This is a genomic window from Caballeronia sp. SBC1 (genome assembly GCF_011493005.1).
In the GTDB taxonomy this organism is placed as follows: domain Bacteria; phylum Pseudomonadota; class Gammaproteobacteria; order Burkholderiales; family Burkholderiaceae; genus Caballeronia.
Genome location: NZ_CP049157.1, coordinates 645,133 through 659,647 on the forward strand (window position 1 = coordinate 645,133; position 14,515 = coordinate 659,647).

14 protein-coding genes are annotated in these 14,515 nt (G+C 59.1%); 5 read left to right on the plus strand and 9 right to left on the minus strand.

Annotation, left to right across the window (positions count from 1 at the left end):
* Nucleotides 1–72 precede the first annotated feature (72 nt).
* Nucleotides 73–2,334, minus strand: coding sequence for a TonB-dependent siderophore receptor (locus tag SBC1_RS20915; protein ID WP_165096977.1), 2,262 nt, complete (start codon nucleotides 2,332–2,334; stop codon nucleotides 73–75).
* Nucleotides 2,335–2,544: 210 nt separating this feature from the next.
* Here SBC1_RS20915 and SBC1_RS20920 point away from each other — a divergent pair, with 210 nt between their 5' ends.
* Nucleotides 2,545–2,961, plus strand: coding sequence for a MarR family winged helix-turn-helix transcriptional regulator (locus SBC1_RS20920; protein WP_165096974.1), 417 nt, complete (start codon nucleotides 2,545–2,547; stop codon nucleotides 2,959–2,961).
* A gap of 386 nt (nucleotides 2,962–3,347) precedes the next feature.
* Here the strand turns inward: SBC1_RS20920 and SBC1_RS20925 are convergent, their stop codons facing one another.
* The 4 genes from SBC1_RS20925 to SBC1_RS20940 form a co-directional block, all read right to left on the minus strand.
* Nucleotides 3,348–3,782, minus strand: a complete 435-nt coding sequence (locus tag SBC1_RS20925; protein ID WP_165096971.1) for a tautomerase family protein — start codon at nucleotides 3,780–3,782, stop codon at nucleotides 3,348–3,350.
* 236 nt (nucleotides 3,783–4,018) lie between these two features.
* Complete coding sequence (locus SBC1_RS20930) at nucleotides 4,019–4,402, minus strand: MarR family winged helix-turn-helix transcriptional regulator (protein ID WP_243830312.1); 384 nt, start codon at nucleotides 4,400–4,402, stop codon at nucleotides 4,019–4,021.
* Nucleotides 4,403–4,815: 413 nt separating this feature from the next.
* Entirely contained in the window at nucleotides 4,816–5,118 is a 303-nt protein-coding gene (locus tag SBC1_RS20935; RefSeq protein WP_165096965.1) for an H-NS family nucleoid-associated regulatory protein, read from the minus strand.
* 707 nt (nucleotides 5,119–5,825) lie between these two features.
* On the minus strand, nucleotides 5,826–6,680 hold the full coding sequence (locus tag SBC1_RS20940; protein ID WP_165096962.1) for a LysR family transcriptional regulator: 855 nt from the start codon (nucleotides 6,678–6,680) through the stop codon (nucleotides 5,826–5,828).
* A 111-nt stretch (nucleotides 6,681–6,791) separates the two neighbouring features.
* Here SBC1_RS20940 and SBC1_RS20945 point away from each other — a divergent pair, with 111 nt between their 5' ends.
* Nucleotides 6,792–7,778 carry a zinc-dependent alcohol dehydrogenase family protein gene (locus tag SBC1_RS20945; RefSeq protein WP_165096957.1) on the plus strand — a complete coding sequence of 329 codons (987 nt, stop codon included), beginning with the start codon at nucleotides 6,792–6,794 and terminating at the stop codon, nucleotides 7,776–7,778.
* Nucleotides 7,779–7,878: 100 nt separating this feature from the next.
* On the opposite strand, the gene SBC1_RS20950 is transcribed toward SBC1_RS20945, so the two are convergent.
* Nucleotides 7,879–8,766: a DMT family transporter gene (locus tag SBC1_RS20950; RefSeq protein ID WP_165101411.1), complete on the minus strand. Its 888-nt coding sequence runs from the start codon at nucleotides 8,764–8,766 to the stop codon at nucleotides 7,879–7,881.
* A gap of 106 nt (nucleotides 8,767–8,872) precedes the next feature.
* Between SBC1_RS20950 and SBC1_RS20955 the strand changes: the two genes are divergently transcribed.
* Nucleotides 8,873–10,276: a PLP-dependent aminotransferase family protein gene (locus SBC1_RS20955; protein WP_206366106.1), complete on the plus strand. Its 1,404-nt coding sequence runs from the start codon at nucleotides 8,873–8,875 to the stop codon at nucleotides 10,274–10,276.
* An 87-nt stretch (nucleotides 10,277–10,363) separates the two neighbouring features.
* Here the strand turns inward: SBC1_RS20955 and SBC1_RS20960 are convergent, their stop codons facing one another.
* Nucleotides 10,364–11,440, minus strand: a complete 1,077-nt coding sequence (locus SBC1_RS20960; protein WP_165096954.1) for a nitronate monooxygenase family protein — start codon at nucleotides 11,438–11,440, stop codon at nucleotides 10,364–10,366.
* A 276-nt stretch (nucleotides 11,441–11,716) separates the two neighbouring features.
* On the opposite strand from SBC1_RS20960, the gene SBC1_RS20965 reads away from it, so the two are divergent.
* Nucleotides 11,717–12,610, plus strand: a complete 894-nt coding sequence (locus tag SBC1_RS20965; RefSeq protein ID WP_165096951.1) for a LysR family transcriptional regulator — start codon at nucleotides 11,717–11,719, stop codon at nucleotides 12,608–12,610.
* 60 nt (nucleotides 12,611–12,670) lie between these two features.
* Here the strand turns inward: SBC1_RS20965 and SBC1_RS20970 are convergent, their stop codons facing one another.
* Complete coding sequence (locus SBC1_RS20970; RefSeq protein WP_165096947.1) at nucleotides 12,671–13,072, minus strand: carboxymuconolactone decarboxylase family protein; 402 nt, start codon at nucleotides 13,070–13,072, stop codon at nucleotides 12,671–12,673.
* Nucleotides 13,027–13,434 carry a MerR family transcriptional regulator gene (locus tag SBC1_RS20975; RefSeq protein WP_165096943.1) on the minus strand — a complete coding sequence of 136 codons (408 nt, stop codon included), beginning with the start codon at nucleotides 13,432–13,434 and terminating at the stop codon, nucleotides 13,027–13,029. Before SBC1_RS20975 ends, SBC1_RS20970 begins: the two co-directional genes overlap by 46 nt.
* Nucleotides 13,435–13,711: 277 nt before the next feature.
* Here SBC1_RS20975 and SBC1_RS20980 point away from each other — a divergent pair, with 277 nt between their 5' ends.
* Entirely contained in the window at nucleotides 13,712–14,437 is a 726-nt protein-coding gene (locus SBC1_RS20980) for a sulfite exporter TauE/SafE family protein (RefSeq protein WP_165988996.1), read from the plus strand.
* The last annotated feature ends 78 nt before the right edge of the window (nucleotides 14,438–14,515 follow it).

The following is a 14,515-nucleotide window of genomic DNA, read 5'->3' on the forward strand; positions in this document are numbered from 1 at the left end:
GCGTACTCTCGCGCAGTCGACACGGCGGCGCTTGCCGCAAAAGACCGCGTCGCCGCCCTGCCTCCAGATGAATTACCACTGATACTTCAATCCCGCGAGTACGAGTCGACCTTGACCCCAGTAGCAAGATCCGTTGCTGCACGATGCCATGTAACGGCGATCGAGCAGGTTGCTTGCATTGAGCGAGCCGGTCCAGCCGTGCAGCGAGGAGAAAGCGCGGCCGAGGTCATAGCGCAGCGCGAGGTCGACCAGCGTTGCCGACGATGTCAGGAGCGTATTCGCCGTATCGCCGTACGAACCGCCGATATAACGCAGGCCCGCGCCCGCTTGCACGCCGACGAGCGGCCCGCTGGTAACCGTATAGTCCGCCCACAGCGACGCGGTATTACGCGGAATTCCGAGCGGCACCTTGTCGAGGTTCGACGTATTACTCTTCGTGTTGAGCAGGTTCGTGTACGTGTAGCTGAAGATCAGTTGCAGGTTGTTGGTCAGGCTTGCATGTGCTTCGGCCTCGAAACCCTGCGACCGAACTTCGCCGGTCTGCACCTGGAATTTGATGTTGTTCGGGTCCGTGGTCAGCACGTTCTGCTGCGTCAGATGAAACGCCGATACCGTGACAAAACTGTTGTAGCCCTTCGGCTGGTACTTCACGCCAATCTCGTACTGCTGGGCGGTCGTCGGCGAGAACGATGTACCCGACGCGGTCGAGCCGACCTGCGGCTGGAATGACGTCGTGTAGCTGGCGTAAGGCGCAAAACCGTTGTCGAACTTGTAAACGCCGCCGGCACGCCAGGTGAACGCGCGGTTGAACTGGCTCGTCTGCGCCCCTGTTACGTATGACTGACTATCTTCGTTCGTCCAGTCTTCGCGCACGCCCAGCAAGAACGACCACCGGCCGATGTCGAGCTGGTCCTGAGCATACGTGCCAAGCTGCTTGACCGACTGCTTGTTCGACGTGCCGAACATGAAGTCCGGATACGGAATGGACTGGCCGTATTGCGGATTCGTGATGCTGAGCGACGGCACATTGTCGAACGCTCCGTAGAAGGCGTGGTCGAACTGGGTATTCTGGTAGTCGACACCCACGGTTGCCGTATGCGACACCGGCCCCGTGTTGAACCGCGCGGTCGCCTGGTTGTCGAGCGTGTGCGAGTTCAACCGGCCTGTGTTCAGGTACACATCACGCGCCAGCTCCGTGCCGTTGTTGATATAGCCCGCGTCGTCGGCCACATACTGTATGGTCTGGCTGTTATGCAGGAAACGATAGCTCTGCTTGAACGACCAGACATCGTTCAGACGCTGATCCAACTGATACCCGATCGACTCCTGCGTCTTGCGGAAGCTGTCGAAGGTCGGCTCGCCAGGATAGAAACTGCGCGGAAGTTGAGCCACACCGGTCTGGATCGTGCCCACCGCCGGCACGGTGTTGTAGATACCCGCCTCGGGGTCCGCCTGGTAGTTCATAAAGACCGTGAACGTGGTGTCTTTCGTCGGCTTCCACGTGATGGTCGGCGAAATCGCGAAGCGCTGCTGGTTCACGTAGTCAGTTTGCGTGCCGGTATTGAAACCATCTGCCGTCGAACGATACAGCACCTTGCCGTCCTGATCGATAGGACCACTAAAGTCGAAGAACCCCTGCAGGCGCCCATAGCTGCCAGTCTGGAATCCGACTTCGTGCAGCGGGTCGGCTGTCGGCATCTTGCTCACGAGGTTCACCGTGCCACCCGGCGAACCCTGTCCGTACAAGACTGACGCCGGCCCGTGCAGCAACTCGATCCGCTCAAACATATACGGATCGAAGCTCGTCACGTTGAAGCCGAACCCGCCGGCCGGACCGGGCGTGCGCAAGCCGTTCCAGAACTCGTCTACGAGAAAACCGCGCGCGTACAGGTACTCGAGCGAATCCGTGTTGGTGCCGCGCTGCTCCGGGTTGATGCCTGACGTATAGCGAAGCGCCTGCGCCACGCTCTGCGCGTCCTGGATGTCCATCTGGTCGCGCGTCACCACCGAGATCGCCTGCGGTGTCTTGATGATCGGCGTGTCGGTCTTGGTCCCCGCCGTGCTCTCTTTCGCCACATAACCCTTTACCGGCCCCGCGCCCGTTTCGGCATCGCGTTGACCCTTCACCACTACAGCCGGCAACTGTTGTCCGGGGCTTGCGGATGTGGCCGGCTGGCCTGATCCGTCTGTGGGCACGACAGCGTCACTTTGCGCAAACGCAGAGGTCGCCAGGAACACGCCCGCTGCGATCGGCGCGAGCCGCCAGGGATTCCTTGGGCGCTCGCGCGCCCCGATACGGTCTGCGCCGCGTCGTTCTGATTGTTGTCGTGCCATGGTCTCTTGCGGTTGGTGTCGTCGAATTGTGAATGATAATGCAAATACGAATGATTGCTAATAACGAATTATATGAGCTAGAGATTTTTCGCGGAAAAGATTTTTATCGATGCCCTCGGCGCGCCGATCCAGCCGCCCGCCAACGAAACATCCCAACGCTGCCGCCTTCAATTAATTGCCTTGCTAACTATTACGTGATCTAATCTGTTCATGTTCGATCACTGCCTTTACTTCAACTCGGCTGCCCTCGCCCGTCTCGTGGAGCGGGAGTGGAGCGTTGTCTATGCAGAATTCGGGCTGACGCCGCCGCAGGGCTTTGTGCTTCGCGTTGTGCTGGCTACGCCCGGTTGCCTCAGCAGTCAGGTGGCCGAGATCCTGGGCATAGCGCGTCCCACCGCAACCCGGCTTATCGACAGTCTCTGTGAAAAGCAACTGGTCGAACGCCGTCAAGCCAAGGAAGATGGCCGCGAGTGGACAGTCCATGCCACTCCAGCCGGTCTGGCGCTCGATCGGCCAATCAACAATGCCAGCGCAAAGATTGCACGGACCTTGCGCGCAAAGATCGGCCCGGAGTTGTTCGAGTCAGCTGTCACGTCCATGCACGGCGTGAGGAAGGCGTTGGTGTAACTCCAACGTCTTTTTTCATAATCAAATAGTTGTCTTGCTAATCATAATGGGGCCGGCAAATGGATAACGAGCTGCGTCGAATAGCCGTGGTTGAAAAGCGCATCGGGTGGTCATGGTCGCCGGCACGAGTCACCAGCGTCGCTGTAGCGATCCTTGGATTAGCAGCGCTGCTAGTCGCGCTTGCCTGCTCTGCTTCAAGCAGCCGTGCCAACAACGCTCGGTGCCTTCAGGCGTTCGCAAACGATGAACACCGTAGTCTCGACGCTTTTTTCCAGGATTCGGCGCTGCAGGATTCGCTCGCGCAGGCGATCGATCAATGTTCGCGTTGAACGCCGATCAATCATCGTCTTCGGCATCGCAGCGGCGCGACGGAGATCAGGCGCGTTTCAGATGCTTTGCATAAAGTCGCGGTCTTCAGCGGGCAGCGACGAAAGCCAGCTTTGTTCAGAACCGGGTTCCGGTAGAACATGGCCGTATTCGATCATCTGTGCCGGAGGCAGTTCCGATAGGTAGACCCAGACGTATCGATTGGCAACGGCCGTGGTCTTCGAAATCGCGTCCACAATACCCTCAAGCAACTCACGCTTGCGCTCTGCGCTGCGACCGGCGCGAATATGTCCGTGCACGAAAATCTGCTCCGAGCGAAGTAGCCTTCCTCCCACGAAGTGATTGCCTTGAGGCACTTCGTTGAAAATCACCTGGGCGAAGAAAGATTGCGCGCCGGTGGCCTGATTGTGAATCCGGGTGATCTCCTCCGCGATGCGTTGCTTGGCATCGGCAGACAGGCTGCCCGCAGCAGCGGAAACAATATAGGTAGGCATTAGCCCCTCCTTTAGCAATAGAACCACGTTTTCGTTGCTTCGTTCTATATGTTGCATATACAACTATTCCGCAACAGATTGTTCGAAATGACGCAGGGTTGCAGCTACAACCAATTTTACGAAGAAAGTCGGGCGAGATAGTTGTAGCTACATCTTATTGTTTGCGGTACCGGCCAGATACACGTGTTTACCCGGCAGTCGATGCGAGGAACCGTCAGTCTGAATCCCCACAAGCGTCACGCCTCTGGCCCTACACCTTGAAGCGTTTCGAGCGCCTCCAACAGGCGCTTACTGGCGGGTCCCTTCATGAACTTTTGAACTTCGCTTTCAACTTGTTTCTGGGCGACCTGCCAGTGAGGCTCCGCACGTCGCAGCATTTTCACCCCCTCCTTGCTCAAGGTCGCGACCTTGAAGCGGGCGTCCTCTTCGCTGCCGACCTTGACCCAGCCGGCATCGATCAGGACCTTGAGGTTTCTCGAGATGGTGGTCTTGTCCAGCGCCGCTTCCACCGCAATTTCAGTGAAGGTCGCCGATCCAAGACGCTCGAGCGCGCGGAGAAGCGAGAACTGCGTGATTTTTAATCCGATCGGCCGGAGCGCGTCGTCGTAGACGCTCGTCAAAGCGTTTGCCGAGCGACGGAATTGTGTGCAGTAGCAGTCCGTGAACATGACATTCCAGAATCGATTAGCGGCGAATAATCCCAAGCGTTGCGTTACCGCAATTAAGCACCTTCTTAGCACCGGGAGAACATCGTCAGCGCCAAAAGAAGATGCATATGCAACTGCTTTAGTATAGCTCGCATCTCGCTTGACGAGTCAATGCCAAATCACAAGGAGGTAGTTCGTCGATCAGGACGTTGAGACGCGAAACCCGCCCGCTTAATCGGCGACGGGCGATGGCGTCAATTCGTCTTCAGTGAGGTCTACATGTTGCCCAAGCTCTTTCACCCGGTGCCCGGGATCTTTCGAACCCCGCGAGCGTAGCTTGCTCGCGTCACGCAATCGCATGCCACAGCACTGTGCAAAGATACCGGTCAGGCAGTTACCAGGAAATCGTTACGGTTCTTGTCGGCGATCCAGTGAGGCGCGCGGCCACGGCCAGACCAGGTCGCACCGCTCACCGCATCGCGATATTTCGGCACGCCCGTTGTAGCGGTCGCTGTTGCAGTTGCCTTGACTGGATTGTTGTGTCCCATCAGCTCGGCAAGCGAGATCTTATATTCGCCCATCTTTGCGACTATTTCAGCGAGGACGATTTCGGCCTGGCGCTGTCGGGCGACGTTCAATTGATCCTGAAGCGCTTCGCGTTGGGCGAGCAGTTCTTTAAGGGTGGGCATTTCAGTTTGCATTATAAAAGGTCGTTCTTTGAAGTTGTATGGGTGTTCTACAGCGTATTGTTCAACAAGGGTCAGCGCGGGGGAAATCGCGTTTTAATAGCTTGTGCGCCACGGAGCCTCAGTCAGTCTGTCCATTTGGCGAACAGCTAATCAGCAAGACCGATAATTGCCGGTTTAGCGACATTCCTGCCTGCGACCTCGTCGGAGTCTTCAGCGGCCTCTCAACCCCGTGAACGGCAGCATGCCACGTCAGTCGGCGATCAAAGAGGTGCTGCATGCGCGCGGAGGGAACTCCCCCACGGGTCTCTTCACTAAAACAGCGGCTAGTGTACGCGCATCACGCCGGGGCGCATCGGGAAGAATCAGGTCGCGGATCAATAGGATACAAATAGCACGCTCAGCCCAATTGATCCAGACATTGGTATTAACGATATCTTACACACATGATCAGACTCTGAATCTGGCGAAACAGTTATTCGCAGCAGATTCCGACTCGTTAAAGAAAGTGAATCCGCGAGCGCGCACTCTTTCGGCTGCCAAGTGTAACGTATCGCTGGAGCGATACGCGTGCGGCAATATTCCGGGCCCACTCCACGCATCTCACGCATCTCACGCTTCCGATCTATCCGCTCCCGCCTTAACAATCGCTTGAACGAAAGCACATTGAAAGCATGAGGTGGCGGAATTGAATAGACGACCCAGGAGCTTCACACGTTCGCCAGTCGCTCGATAACCAAATCAAGCAACGCCCGCAGTCTTCCGAGGCGACGCAGGTCGCGATGATAGCCGAACCATACGTCGCGGCCGGGCGGCGTCTCTCCCAGATCAATGCGGTGTATGCCGGCTGTATTGTCGCCTAGCGCACAGGGGAGGACCGCTAGTCCGCCACCCTCCGCACACATCCTGGCTTGTGCGCCACGATTGTTGCTGCCGAACGCCACGTGCGCTTTTGGCAGCATGCGTCTTGCCCAATCGACATCGGGCAGCGCTCCAAACGCACTGTCCATGGTGACGAGGCTATATCCCTCGCCGTCGCCGGCCTGCGGTGAAACCATGTCGACCGGAGAGTACAGCGCGTAGTCCATGTGCATGAACTTGCGCTGAATCACATCGGCCTCGTCGAACTGCGTGATGCGAAACAGCAAGTCCGCGTCGCGCCTCGCCAGACTTAATTGGCGGGCATCGGTCACAAGCTCGATGCTCACGCGCGAATTAGCCTTCAGGAATTCAGCGAAGAGCGGCGTCAGGACATGAATGCCAAACCAGTCCGACGATGAAACCCGCAGCACTCCAGTAAGATGCGGCTCCTTGCCGGCCAAAGAGCGCTCGAACGCGAGTGCGTCTTCCTCCATACGCTCCGCGTGCATCAGGACGGCCGCCCCTTCATCGGTCAGGACAAAACCGTCTGTAGTGCGTTGAAACAGGGTTTGGCCGACTGCCGATTCGAGGACTCGCAACCGCCGCCCCATTGTCGGTTGTGTTTGACCGGTCTGCTTTGCGGCCGCGCCAAGCGAACCCGTGCGGGCAATCGCCAGAAAAATCCGAACATCGCCCCAGTCCATTTTGCCTCATGCATAAATGTTTGGTCGTCGTGCAAAAACGTCGATTTACGTAATTTCCCGCATGGACGAATATGAATCAAGCAAATTCGATCAATCACCGGGAGAAACACCATGAACATGCAAGCGCTGGTTCTGAACCGCTATAACGGCCCGCTTGAACTGACGCAACTCTCTCGCCCAAGCGTGCAACCCGGCGAGGTGCTGGTCCGCATTAAGGCAAGCGGCTTGAATCCGCTGGACACCAAGATTCGCGCCGGCAGCGCAGCGCATGCCAGGCATCCACTGCCGCTGGTGTTGGGTATCGACATGGCGGGTGTGGTCGAAGCGGTCGGGCAAGGCGTCGCGCAGTTCAAGGTGGGCGATGAGGTCTACGGAATGACTGGCGGTGTTGGCGGAATCCAGGGCTCACTCGCGCAGTTCGCAGCGGTCGATGCGCGGCTGATCGCGTTAAAACCGTCTAACCTGTCGATGAAAGAAGCCGCAGCCCTTCCTCTCAGCTTCATCACTTCTTATCAGGGCATTGTGGACAGGGCGCAGTTGAAAGCGGGGCAAACCGTGCTTGTGCAAGGCGGAGCGGGTGGCGTCGGACACGTGTCCGTGCAACTCGCGCAAGCATTAGGCGCGCGCGTTTTTGCAACGGCAAGCAAGGGCGACGCTGAACTCATAGCGAGTTATGGCGCGACGGCTATCGACTATCGTGAATACTCGGTCGAGCAATACGTCCAGGAACACACGGGTGGGGAAGGTTTTGACCTGGTGGCTGATACGGTTGGCGGAGCAACGCTGGACGCGTCGTTTTCGGCGGTCAAGCAATTTGGGCGTGTCGTGAGCGCGCTCGGCTGGGGGACGCACGCCCTCGCGCCGTTGTCATTCCGCGAAGCAACGTATTCGGGCGTATTCACGCTCTCGCCGCTGCTAACCGGCAAGCACCGCGAGCATCACGGAGAAATACTGCAGGTAGCAACGCAGCTGGTCGAAGCGGGAAAGCTCGTGCCTAGAGTAGACCCACGCGGTTTCGATCTGGCTGGCGCCGACCTCGCTTACCAGGCTATTACAGCGGGAACCACGAAGGGAAAAATAGTCGTCGACGTTCAATAGCGGGCAAGTAAAGATAAACAAGCGTTTCCGGCCGACGACCAAGTTCGTCCGGAGCGCAACCCGCACAGGGCCGCCCCGATGGCAGCCGCCCAGAAATGCCCTAACGCGATAACGCGGGACTCGCCGGTCGTGCGAAACGCTTGGCGCCAATCACGCACAGCACCACGGCCGTTGCAACCGCCACCATCGGCCAGCCGACCGGCTCATGCAGCAACGTCGCGGCAAGCACGAGTCCGAAGAACGGCTGGAGTAATTGCAACTGCCCCACTGCCGCAATACCGCCCTGAGCCAAACCGCGATACCAGAACATGAAGCCGATCAACATGCTGAACAAGGACACGTAGGCAAGTCCCATCCATGCCGATCCACCTACGTCGGCCCAAGTCGAAGGCATGGTGGCTAGTGCCAGCGGCGCCATGATAGGCAGCGACAATACCAGCGCCCACGAGATCACTTGCCAGCCGCCAAGCTTGCGCGAGAGCCTGCCGCCTTCCGCATAACCAAGCCCGCAGACGATGATGGCCGCGAACATCAGCAGATCGCCGACGGGCGACGACCCTGCCCCCCGGGCCAGCGCAAAGCCGGCTACGAGCAAGGCGCCGAAGCCAGAAAACAGCCAGAACGCAGGGCGCGGGTGCTCACCTCCGCGCAGCACGCCGAAGATCGCCGTCGAAAGCGGCAGCAACGCAATGAAGACAACAGAATGAGCGGCGGTGATGTGCTTGAGCGCGAGGGCGGTCAGTAGCGGAAAGCCGATAACAACGCCGCACGCCACCACCGCAAGCGAAATCAGATCGCCTCTTTCGGGCCGCTTTTGCCGAAACACCAGCAAGAGCACGAGTCCCAGCAAGCCCGCTATTCCAGCACGCGCGACCGTGAGGAAGACCGGGTCGAAGGCCGCGACCGCTACCCGTGTCGCGGGCAATGAGCCGCTAAAAATCAGCATCCCGAGAAAACCGTTCATCCATCCGCTTGCCGTCTTGTCCATCATGCTCCCCTATTTCAGCTAGCCAGTATCGGCCCACAAGGCATGGATTTCCCAGAGACAGTGCACTACAGTTAGGGAAAACTGTATGGGTTAAAAATCAGTACACATGGAAGACACACCCTTCTTTGGCGCAGACGCCGGCACGCTGGTCGAACGTGTCATGCACGCTATCCGGCAGCGAATTGCCGGGCGTATCCTGGCGCCGGGAGCCAAGGTTCCGTCCATCCGGGGCTTCGCCGAAACCTTGCAAGTCTCGAAGTCCACCGTGGTGGAGGCCTACGACCGGCTCGCTGCCGAAGGGGTCATCCAGTCACGCCGCGGTTCGGGCTTTTACGTCGCCGGACACCTGCCGCCGCTGTCGCTCGCTGAGCTCGGCCCGCGCCTGGACCGCGTTGTCGATCCGTTCTGGGTATCGCGGCAATCGCTGGAAGCCGGCGCGAATGCCCTGAAACCGGGCTGCGGCTGGCTGCCTGCATCGTGGCTGCCGGAGGCGGGTCTGCGCCGCGCATTGAGATCCGTCGCGCGCACCGACGCCGCCGTGCTGGCCGACTACGGCACGTCCCTCGGACTCCCGGCGCTGCGGCAATTGCTCGCCCGCCGCATGGCGGAACGCGGTATTGAAGCGGCGCCTGATCAGATCATCCTCACCGAGTCCGGCACGCAAGCGATCGACCTGCTATGCCGCCTGCTGCTGGAACCAGGCGACACAGTACTCGTCGATGACCCCTGCTATTTCAATTTCCTCGCCTTGCTGCGTGCTCACCGGGCCAAGGTCGTCAGCGTTCCGTATACGCCGGCAGGTCCCAATATCGACCTGTTTGCGCAGGCGCTCGCGGAGCATCGGCCGCGCCTCTACATCACCAACTCGGCGCTTCATAATCCAACGGGCGCTACGCTCTCGCCGGTCGTCGCGCATCGGCTTTTGAAGCTCGCGGACCAGTCGGGTCTGACGATTATTGAAGACGATATCTTCGGTGACTTCGAGCACGAATCCGCCCCCCGTCTGGCCGCTTTCGACGGCCTGGAGCGAGTTGTCCATATAGGCAGCTTTTCCAAGAGCCTCTCAGCGTCGGTACGCTGCGGTTTCATCGCGGTGCGGCGCGACTGGGTCGAGCGATTGATCGATTTAAAGATTGCCACCTCATTCGGCGGCGGACGTCTTTCAGGCGAACTCGTCCTCGGCGTGTTAAAAGACGGCACGTACAGAAAGCACATGGAGAGCTTGCGAGAACGCCTGTCCCGTACGATGGGACAAACAAGCGCGCGGCTGGAAGCACTCGGCATTGAGCCATGGATCGAGCCGCGAGGCGGCATGTTTCTCTGGTGCAAGCTACCCGACGGACTCGATGCGACGGACGTTGCCCGCCGGGCACTGGTTGAAAACGTCATCCTTGCGCCGGGCAACGCGTTTAGTGTCGCGCAGTCCGCAAGCCAGTTCCTGCGCTTTAACGTCGCCCAATCGACCGACCCGCGCGTTTTTACTGTGCTCCAGGCAGCGATGCACGGGTGACGCTCGGCCGCTTTTAATGCATTGATTGCGTCAAATACGCAATCAAACGCACATCAACCGCGCAGCGTGAACGTCACCTGCAACGCGTCAAGCCTGCGCCATCTTCGCCAGCGCTTCGCTGATCAGCACTCGCGTCAATTCGCCCGCAGGCAGTTCACGCCCAAGCCGCGCCGCCTGCCCCGACCACAGGCTCGTGAAGTCGCCCTTGCCTGCCTGTTCTGCCTTGGCCTTAAGCGGCGCAAGCGCGGCGCCGGCAAGCGGAAAGGCGGGTGCCGCCGTAGACAGCGGACCTAGTTCACGGATCGCCCGATTGATAATGCCGCGCGCCGGCCGGCCCGTGAATATGCTCGTCAACACGGTGGAATCATCCTGGGACTCGCGCAGCGCAATACGATGCACCTCCGGTACCTTCGCCTCTGGACAAAACAGATACGCGGTTCCCATCTGCACAGCCGACGCGCCCAGTGCGAACGCAGCGACAATTCCCCGCGCGTCGGTTATCCCGCCTGCCGCGATCACGGGAACAGAGACGGCATCAACTACTTGTGGAACCAGCGCAAACGTGCCGACCTGTGCAGCATAGTCCTGCGTCAGGAAATTTCCGCGATGCCCGCCTGCTTCAACGCCCATCGCAATCACGGCGTCACACCCATGCGCTTCGAGCCAACGTGCTTCCGCCACGGTGGTTGCCGCCGCTATGATTTTCGCGCCGGTCGCCTTCACGCGATCGAGCAGGGTTTTATCTGGCAGTCCGAAATGAAAACTCACGACCTCGGGTTTGAATTCTTCCACGACCGCGCAGAAGTCGCTGTCGAACGGGTGACGGGTTGCGGCGGGCGGCGTCAATTCGGGGTCGAGTCCATACTCAACGTAATACTCTGCCAGGCGCGCGCGCCATGCCATGCTGCGTGCTGCATCGGCTTGTGGCGGAACATGACAGAAGAAATTGAGGTTGATCGGCGCACGCGTTTTCGACCGGATCAGCGCGATGCCGTCACGCGCCTGCTCCACGCTGAGAAGCGCGCAAGGCAGGGAACCCAGGCCGCCTGCTTCGCATACGGCTATGGCCAATTCGGGCGTGCCTGGGCCCGCCATGGGTCCCAGAACAATAGGTGCTTCAATACCAAACAGGTCGATAATCCGACGATCGCGCCAGGTGCCCATGTTCTCTTCTCCTTGATGAGGATTGCGCTGCGTGAGTGACATTAAGCGACATTGAGCGACTTGGATCCATCCGTTGCGCTCGGCTTGATCCCACCCGCGACCCAGCTACATTACCGTGAAAAGCGTGCATTGCTTTTCAATGGAACCGTCTGCTTCCCGCTTAAAGACAGCGTTTAGCCCACGCCGCCAGCAGCGCAAAGCTTAGCAAGCTTTCGAGGAGCGAGCGGCGCTTTGATGTGATAATTGCTATCACTTTTCCCGATATCGAGGATCGACATGGACGCAGCCGATTTACGCATATTCGAGTCGGTGGCGCGAAACGGCAGCATGAATCGCGCAGCCCTGGAGCTTCATACTGTTCAATCAAACGTAACGGCGCGGGTTCGTTTGCTGGAAGAGGAATTGGGCGCGCCGCTCTTTCACCGGCACCATCGAGGTGTTGAACTAACCGCTGCGGGCCGCAGGCTGCTGCCTTTCTCCAGACAGATGGCGCGACTACTCGACGACGCGCGCAGCGCCGTCAAGGATGACGGCGTCCCGCGCGGACCACTGATCCTCGGTACGCTGGAAACCACTGCCGCACTGCGCATGCCCAACGTGCTGGCGTCGTTCGCACTGGCTTATCCGCAAGTGGACATGGTCCTGCGGACCGGGACCACGGCGAGCCTGATCGACGATGTCCTGCAATATCGGCTCGACGGAGCGTTTGTCGCGGGTCCGGTGCATCACGAAGACCTGTCCACCGAGGCCATCTTTCGCGAGGAGTTGGTGCTCGTGACGGCACGTCATATTCGTTCTATCGCTGAGCTTGCACAGGCGGGTGACGTGAAGACGATCGTGTTCCGGACCGGATGTTCGTACAGAACACGGCTGGATATCGTGCTGGCGCGGCACGGCTTGCGAGTCAGCACGCCGCTGGAATTTGGCTCGCTCGACGCCATGCTCGGTTGCGTAGCTGCCGGCGTGGGCGTGACGCTGCTGCCCAAAGGCGTGGTCGCAACAGCGTGGCGCGACGGCCGCGTGGCGATGCATGATGTCACGCCCGAAGATGCCCGCGTCGACACGTTGTTCGTGCGTCGCCGTGACGTGTATGCGAGCACCGCGCTTAACGCCTTTCTCGAGATCGCGCGTCCGGTTGCAACGCCCACGCCTGCGCTCGTACTTGCTTGAACAATGCGGGCGTAAGCGATCAAGTTGAGGCTTCGCACAGGTGCGCTTACATGACCCTGCTCACACGTGATCGCGAAAAACTTCCTTCGCGGCGAACAGGCCGTTGAGGGCAGCCGGAAATCCTGCATACACTGCCATTTGCATGATGGTCTCGACTATCTCATCGCGGCTAAGACCCACGTTAAGCCCCGCGGCAATATGAACCTTAAGCTGAGGCGTTGCATTGCCTAAAGCGGTGAGTGCTGCAATGGTGGCAATTTCACGGGCACGAATGTCCAGGCCCGGCCGCGAGTAAATATCGCCGAATGGAAATTCGAGCAGGTAGCGCGCAAAGTCCGGCGCAATATCCGCAAGCGAGTCGATGACCTTCTCCCCGGCTTCCCCGTCGATCTCCGACAACACCCGCTTGCCCCGTTCTAGGCGGCTTTCCTGATCCGCTTGGCGTTCGATCGTGTTTTGCATTTTTCTGTCCTCTGTTGAGTATGGGCATAACCGGCTATCTTGTTGTCGAGGACGAGAAGGCATGCCTGAAGCTCCGCTACCTTCAGCCGGACCTGATCACGATGTTCCGTCAGCAGCTTGCACCGGGCTTCCTCGGTGGCCGCGCCCTGCGCGCGAAGGCCCGCATAACGCAGCATTTCCTGAATCGACATGCCGGTTGTTTTAAGCCGGCCTAAAAACTCGATCCACGTCAGGATGGAAGCGTCATACACACGTTGACCCGTGCTGTCTCGCGGCGCGAACGGGAGCAATCCGATCCGTTCATAGTAGCGAATCGTATGGGCTGTCAGGCCCGTCTGCCCGGCGATATCACCTATCTTCATGGCTGCGTTCTCGTTTCGACATAGAGCATGGTAGGACTTCGAGTGCGCTCTAAGTCAAGCGCTTTCCGGCATTGTGCCGCTAACGCGGAATACGGGCCGCTGGCGTTGCAATAAGCGAGCGGGCTTAGTACCGGGAGAGAGTAAAAGCTCGCTTTATTCTCGTCTGCCGCCCGTCGCGAAGCGCCCAAAGTTCACGTACCATTCGTCGTGCGTCGTACTGGCTAATCCCATTTCTTCAACGTCGCTCATTCGAAGAATCCCTACAGAGACGCGGGCTATGGAATACGTCCTTGTTTTAATCGTCGGCGTGGCTGCCGGCATGTTGAGCGGCATTATTGGCACAGGATCGTCCATGATGCTGATGCCAGTGCTCGTGATCCTGTTTGGTCCCCAGCAAGCCGTCCCTATCATGGCGATTGGCGCGATCATGGGAAACTTCGGCAAGATTGTCGCGTGGTGGAGAGAGATCGAGTGGCGTGCTTGCGGCGCCTATTGCCTGACCGCTGTTCCGGGCGCCGCGCTTGGCGTTCACACGCTGTTAGCGTTGCCTGCCCGCGCGGTTGAAATAGCCCTTGGCGTATTTTTTGTAGCCATGATTCCCACCCGGCGATGGCTCGCAAGACGGTCGGTAAAGTTCAGCCTTTTGCACCTCGCGCTGATCGGCGGCCCGGTCGGATTTTTGACCGGCATCGTTGTTTCCACGGGTCCGATCACCGTGCCTGTTTTCACGTCTTACGGGCTTGAACGAGGCGCTTTCCTCGCGACAGAAGCCGCCGGTTCGCTCGCCGTGTACGGGACCAAGATTGCTGCGTTCAAGGAGTTTGGCGCGCTGCCGGCGGGCATCGTGTTTCAAGGCCTGATCGCGGGAACCGCGCTCATGACCGGATCATTTTTCGCAAAGTCGATCGTCGTCCGCATGGCGCCATCGACGTTCAAATTGCTTGTCGACGGACTCATGCTGTCGTCGGGTCTCTCGTTACTTTGGGCAGCAGCCGGCCAGTAGTAGTCCGTCCTCCGGATCAACGGCTTGCAAAGATAAACCACCGGTCCCGGCGGTCCTTCACCACACCCGAATATCCAG

Coding starts and splice junctions, on each gene's coding strand:
- SBC1_RS20915 (WP_165096977.1), bottom strand. CDS start 2,334: ATGGCACGACAACAATCAGAACGACGCGGCGCAGACCGTATCGGGGCG.
- SBC1_RS20920 (WP_165096974.1), top strand. CDS start 2,545: ATGTTCGATCACTGCCTTTACTTCAACTCGGCTGCCCTCGCCCGTCTC.
- SBC1_RS20925 (WP_165096971.1), bottom strand. CDS start 3,782: ATGCCTACCTATATTGTTTCCGCTGCTGCGGGCAGCCTGTCTGCCGAT.
- SBC1_RS20935 (WP_165096965.1), bottom strand. CDS start 5,118: ATGCCCACCCTTAAAGAACTGCTCGCCCAACGCGAAGCGCTTCAGGAT.
- SBC1_RS20940 (WP_165096962.1), bottom strand. CDS start 6,680: ATGGACTGGGGCGATGTTCGGATTTTTCTGGCGATTGCCCGCACGGGT.
- SBC1_RS20945 (WP_165096957.1), top strand. CDS start 6,792: ATGAACATGCAAGCGCTGGTTCTGAACCGCTATAACGGCCCGCTTGAA.
- SBC1_RS20950 (WP_165101411.1), bottom strand. CDS start 8,766: ATGGACAAGACGGCAAGCGGATGGATGAACGGTTTTCTCGGGATGCTG.
- SBC1_RS20955 (WP_206366106.1), top strand. CDS start 8,873: ATGGAAGACACACCCTTCTTTGGCGCAGACGCCGGCACGCTGGTCGAA.
- SBC1_RS20960 (WP_165096954.1), bottom strand. CDS start 11,440: ATGGGCACCTGGCGCGATCGTCGGATTATCGACCTGTTTGGTATTGAA.
- SBC1_RS20965 (WP_165096951.1), top strand. CDS start 11,717: ATGGACGCAGCCGATTTACGCATATTCGAGTCGGTGGCGCGAAACGGC.
- SBC1_RS20970 (WP_165096947.1), bottom strand. CDS start 13,072: ATGCAAAACACGATCGAACGCCAAGCGGATCAGGAAAGCCGCCTAGAA.
- SBC1_RS20975 (WP_165096943.1), bottom strand. CDS start 13,434: ATGAAGATAGGTGATATCGCCGGGCAGACGGGCCTGACAGCCCATACG.
- SBC1_RS20980 (WP_165988996.1), top strand. CDS start 13,712: ATGGAATACGTCCTTGTTTTAATCGTCGGCGTGGCTGCCGGCATGTTG.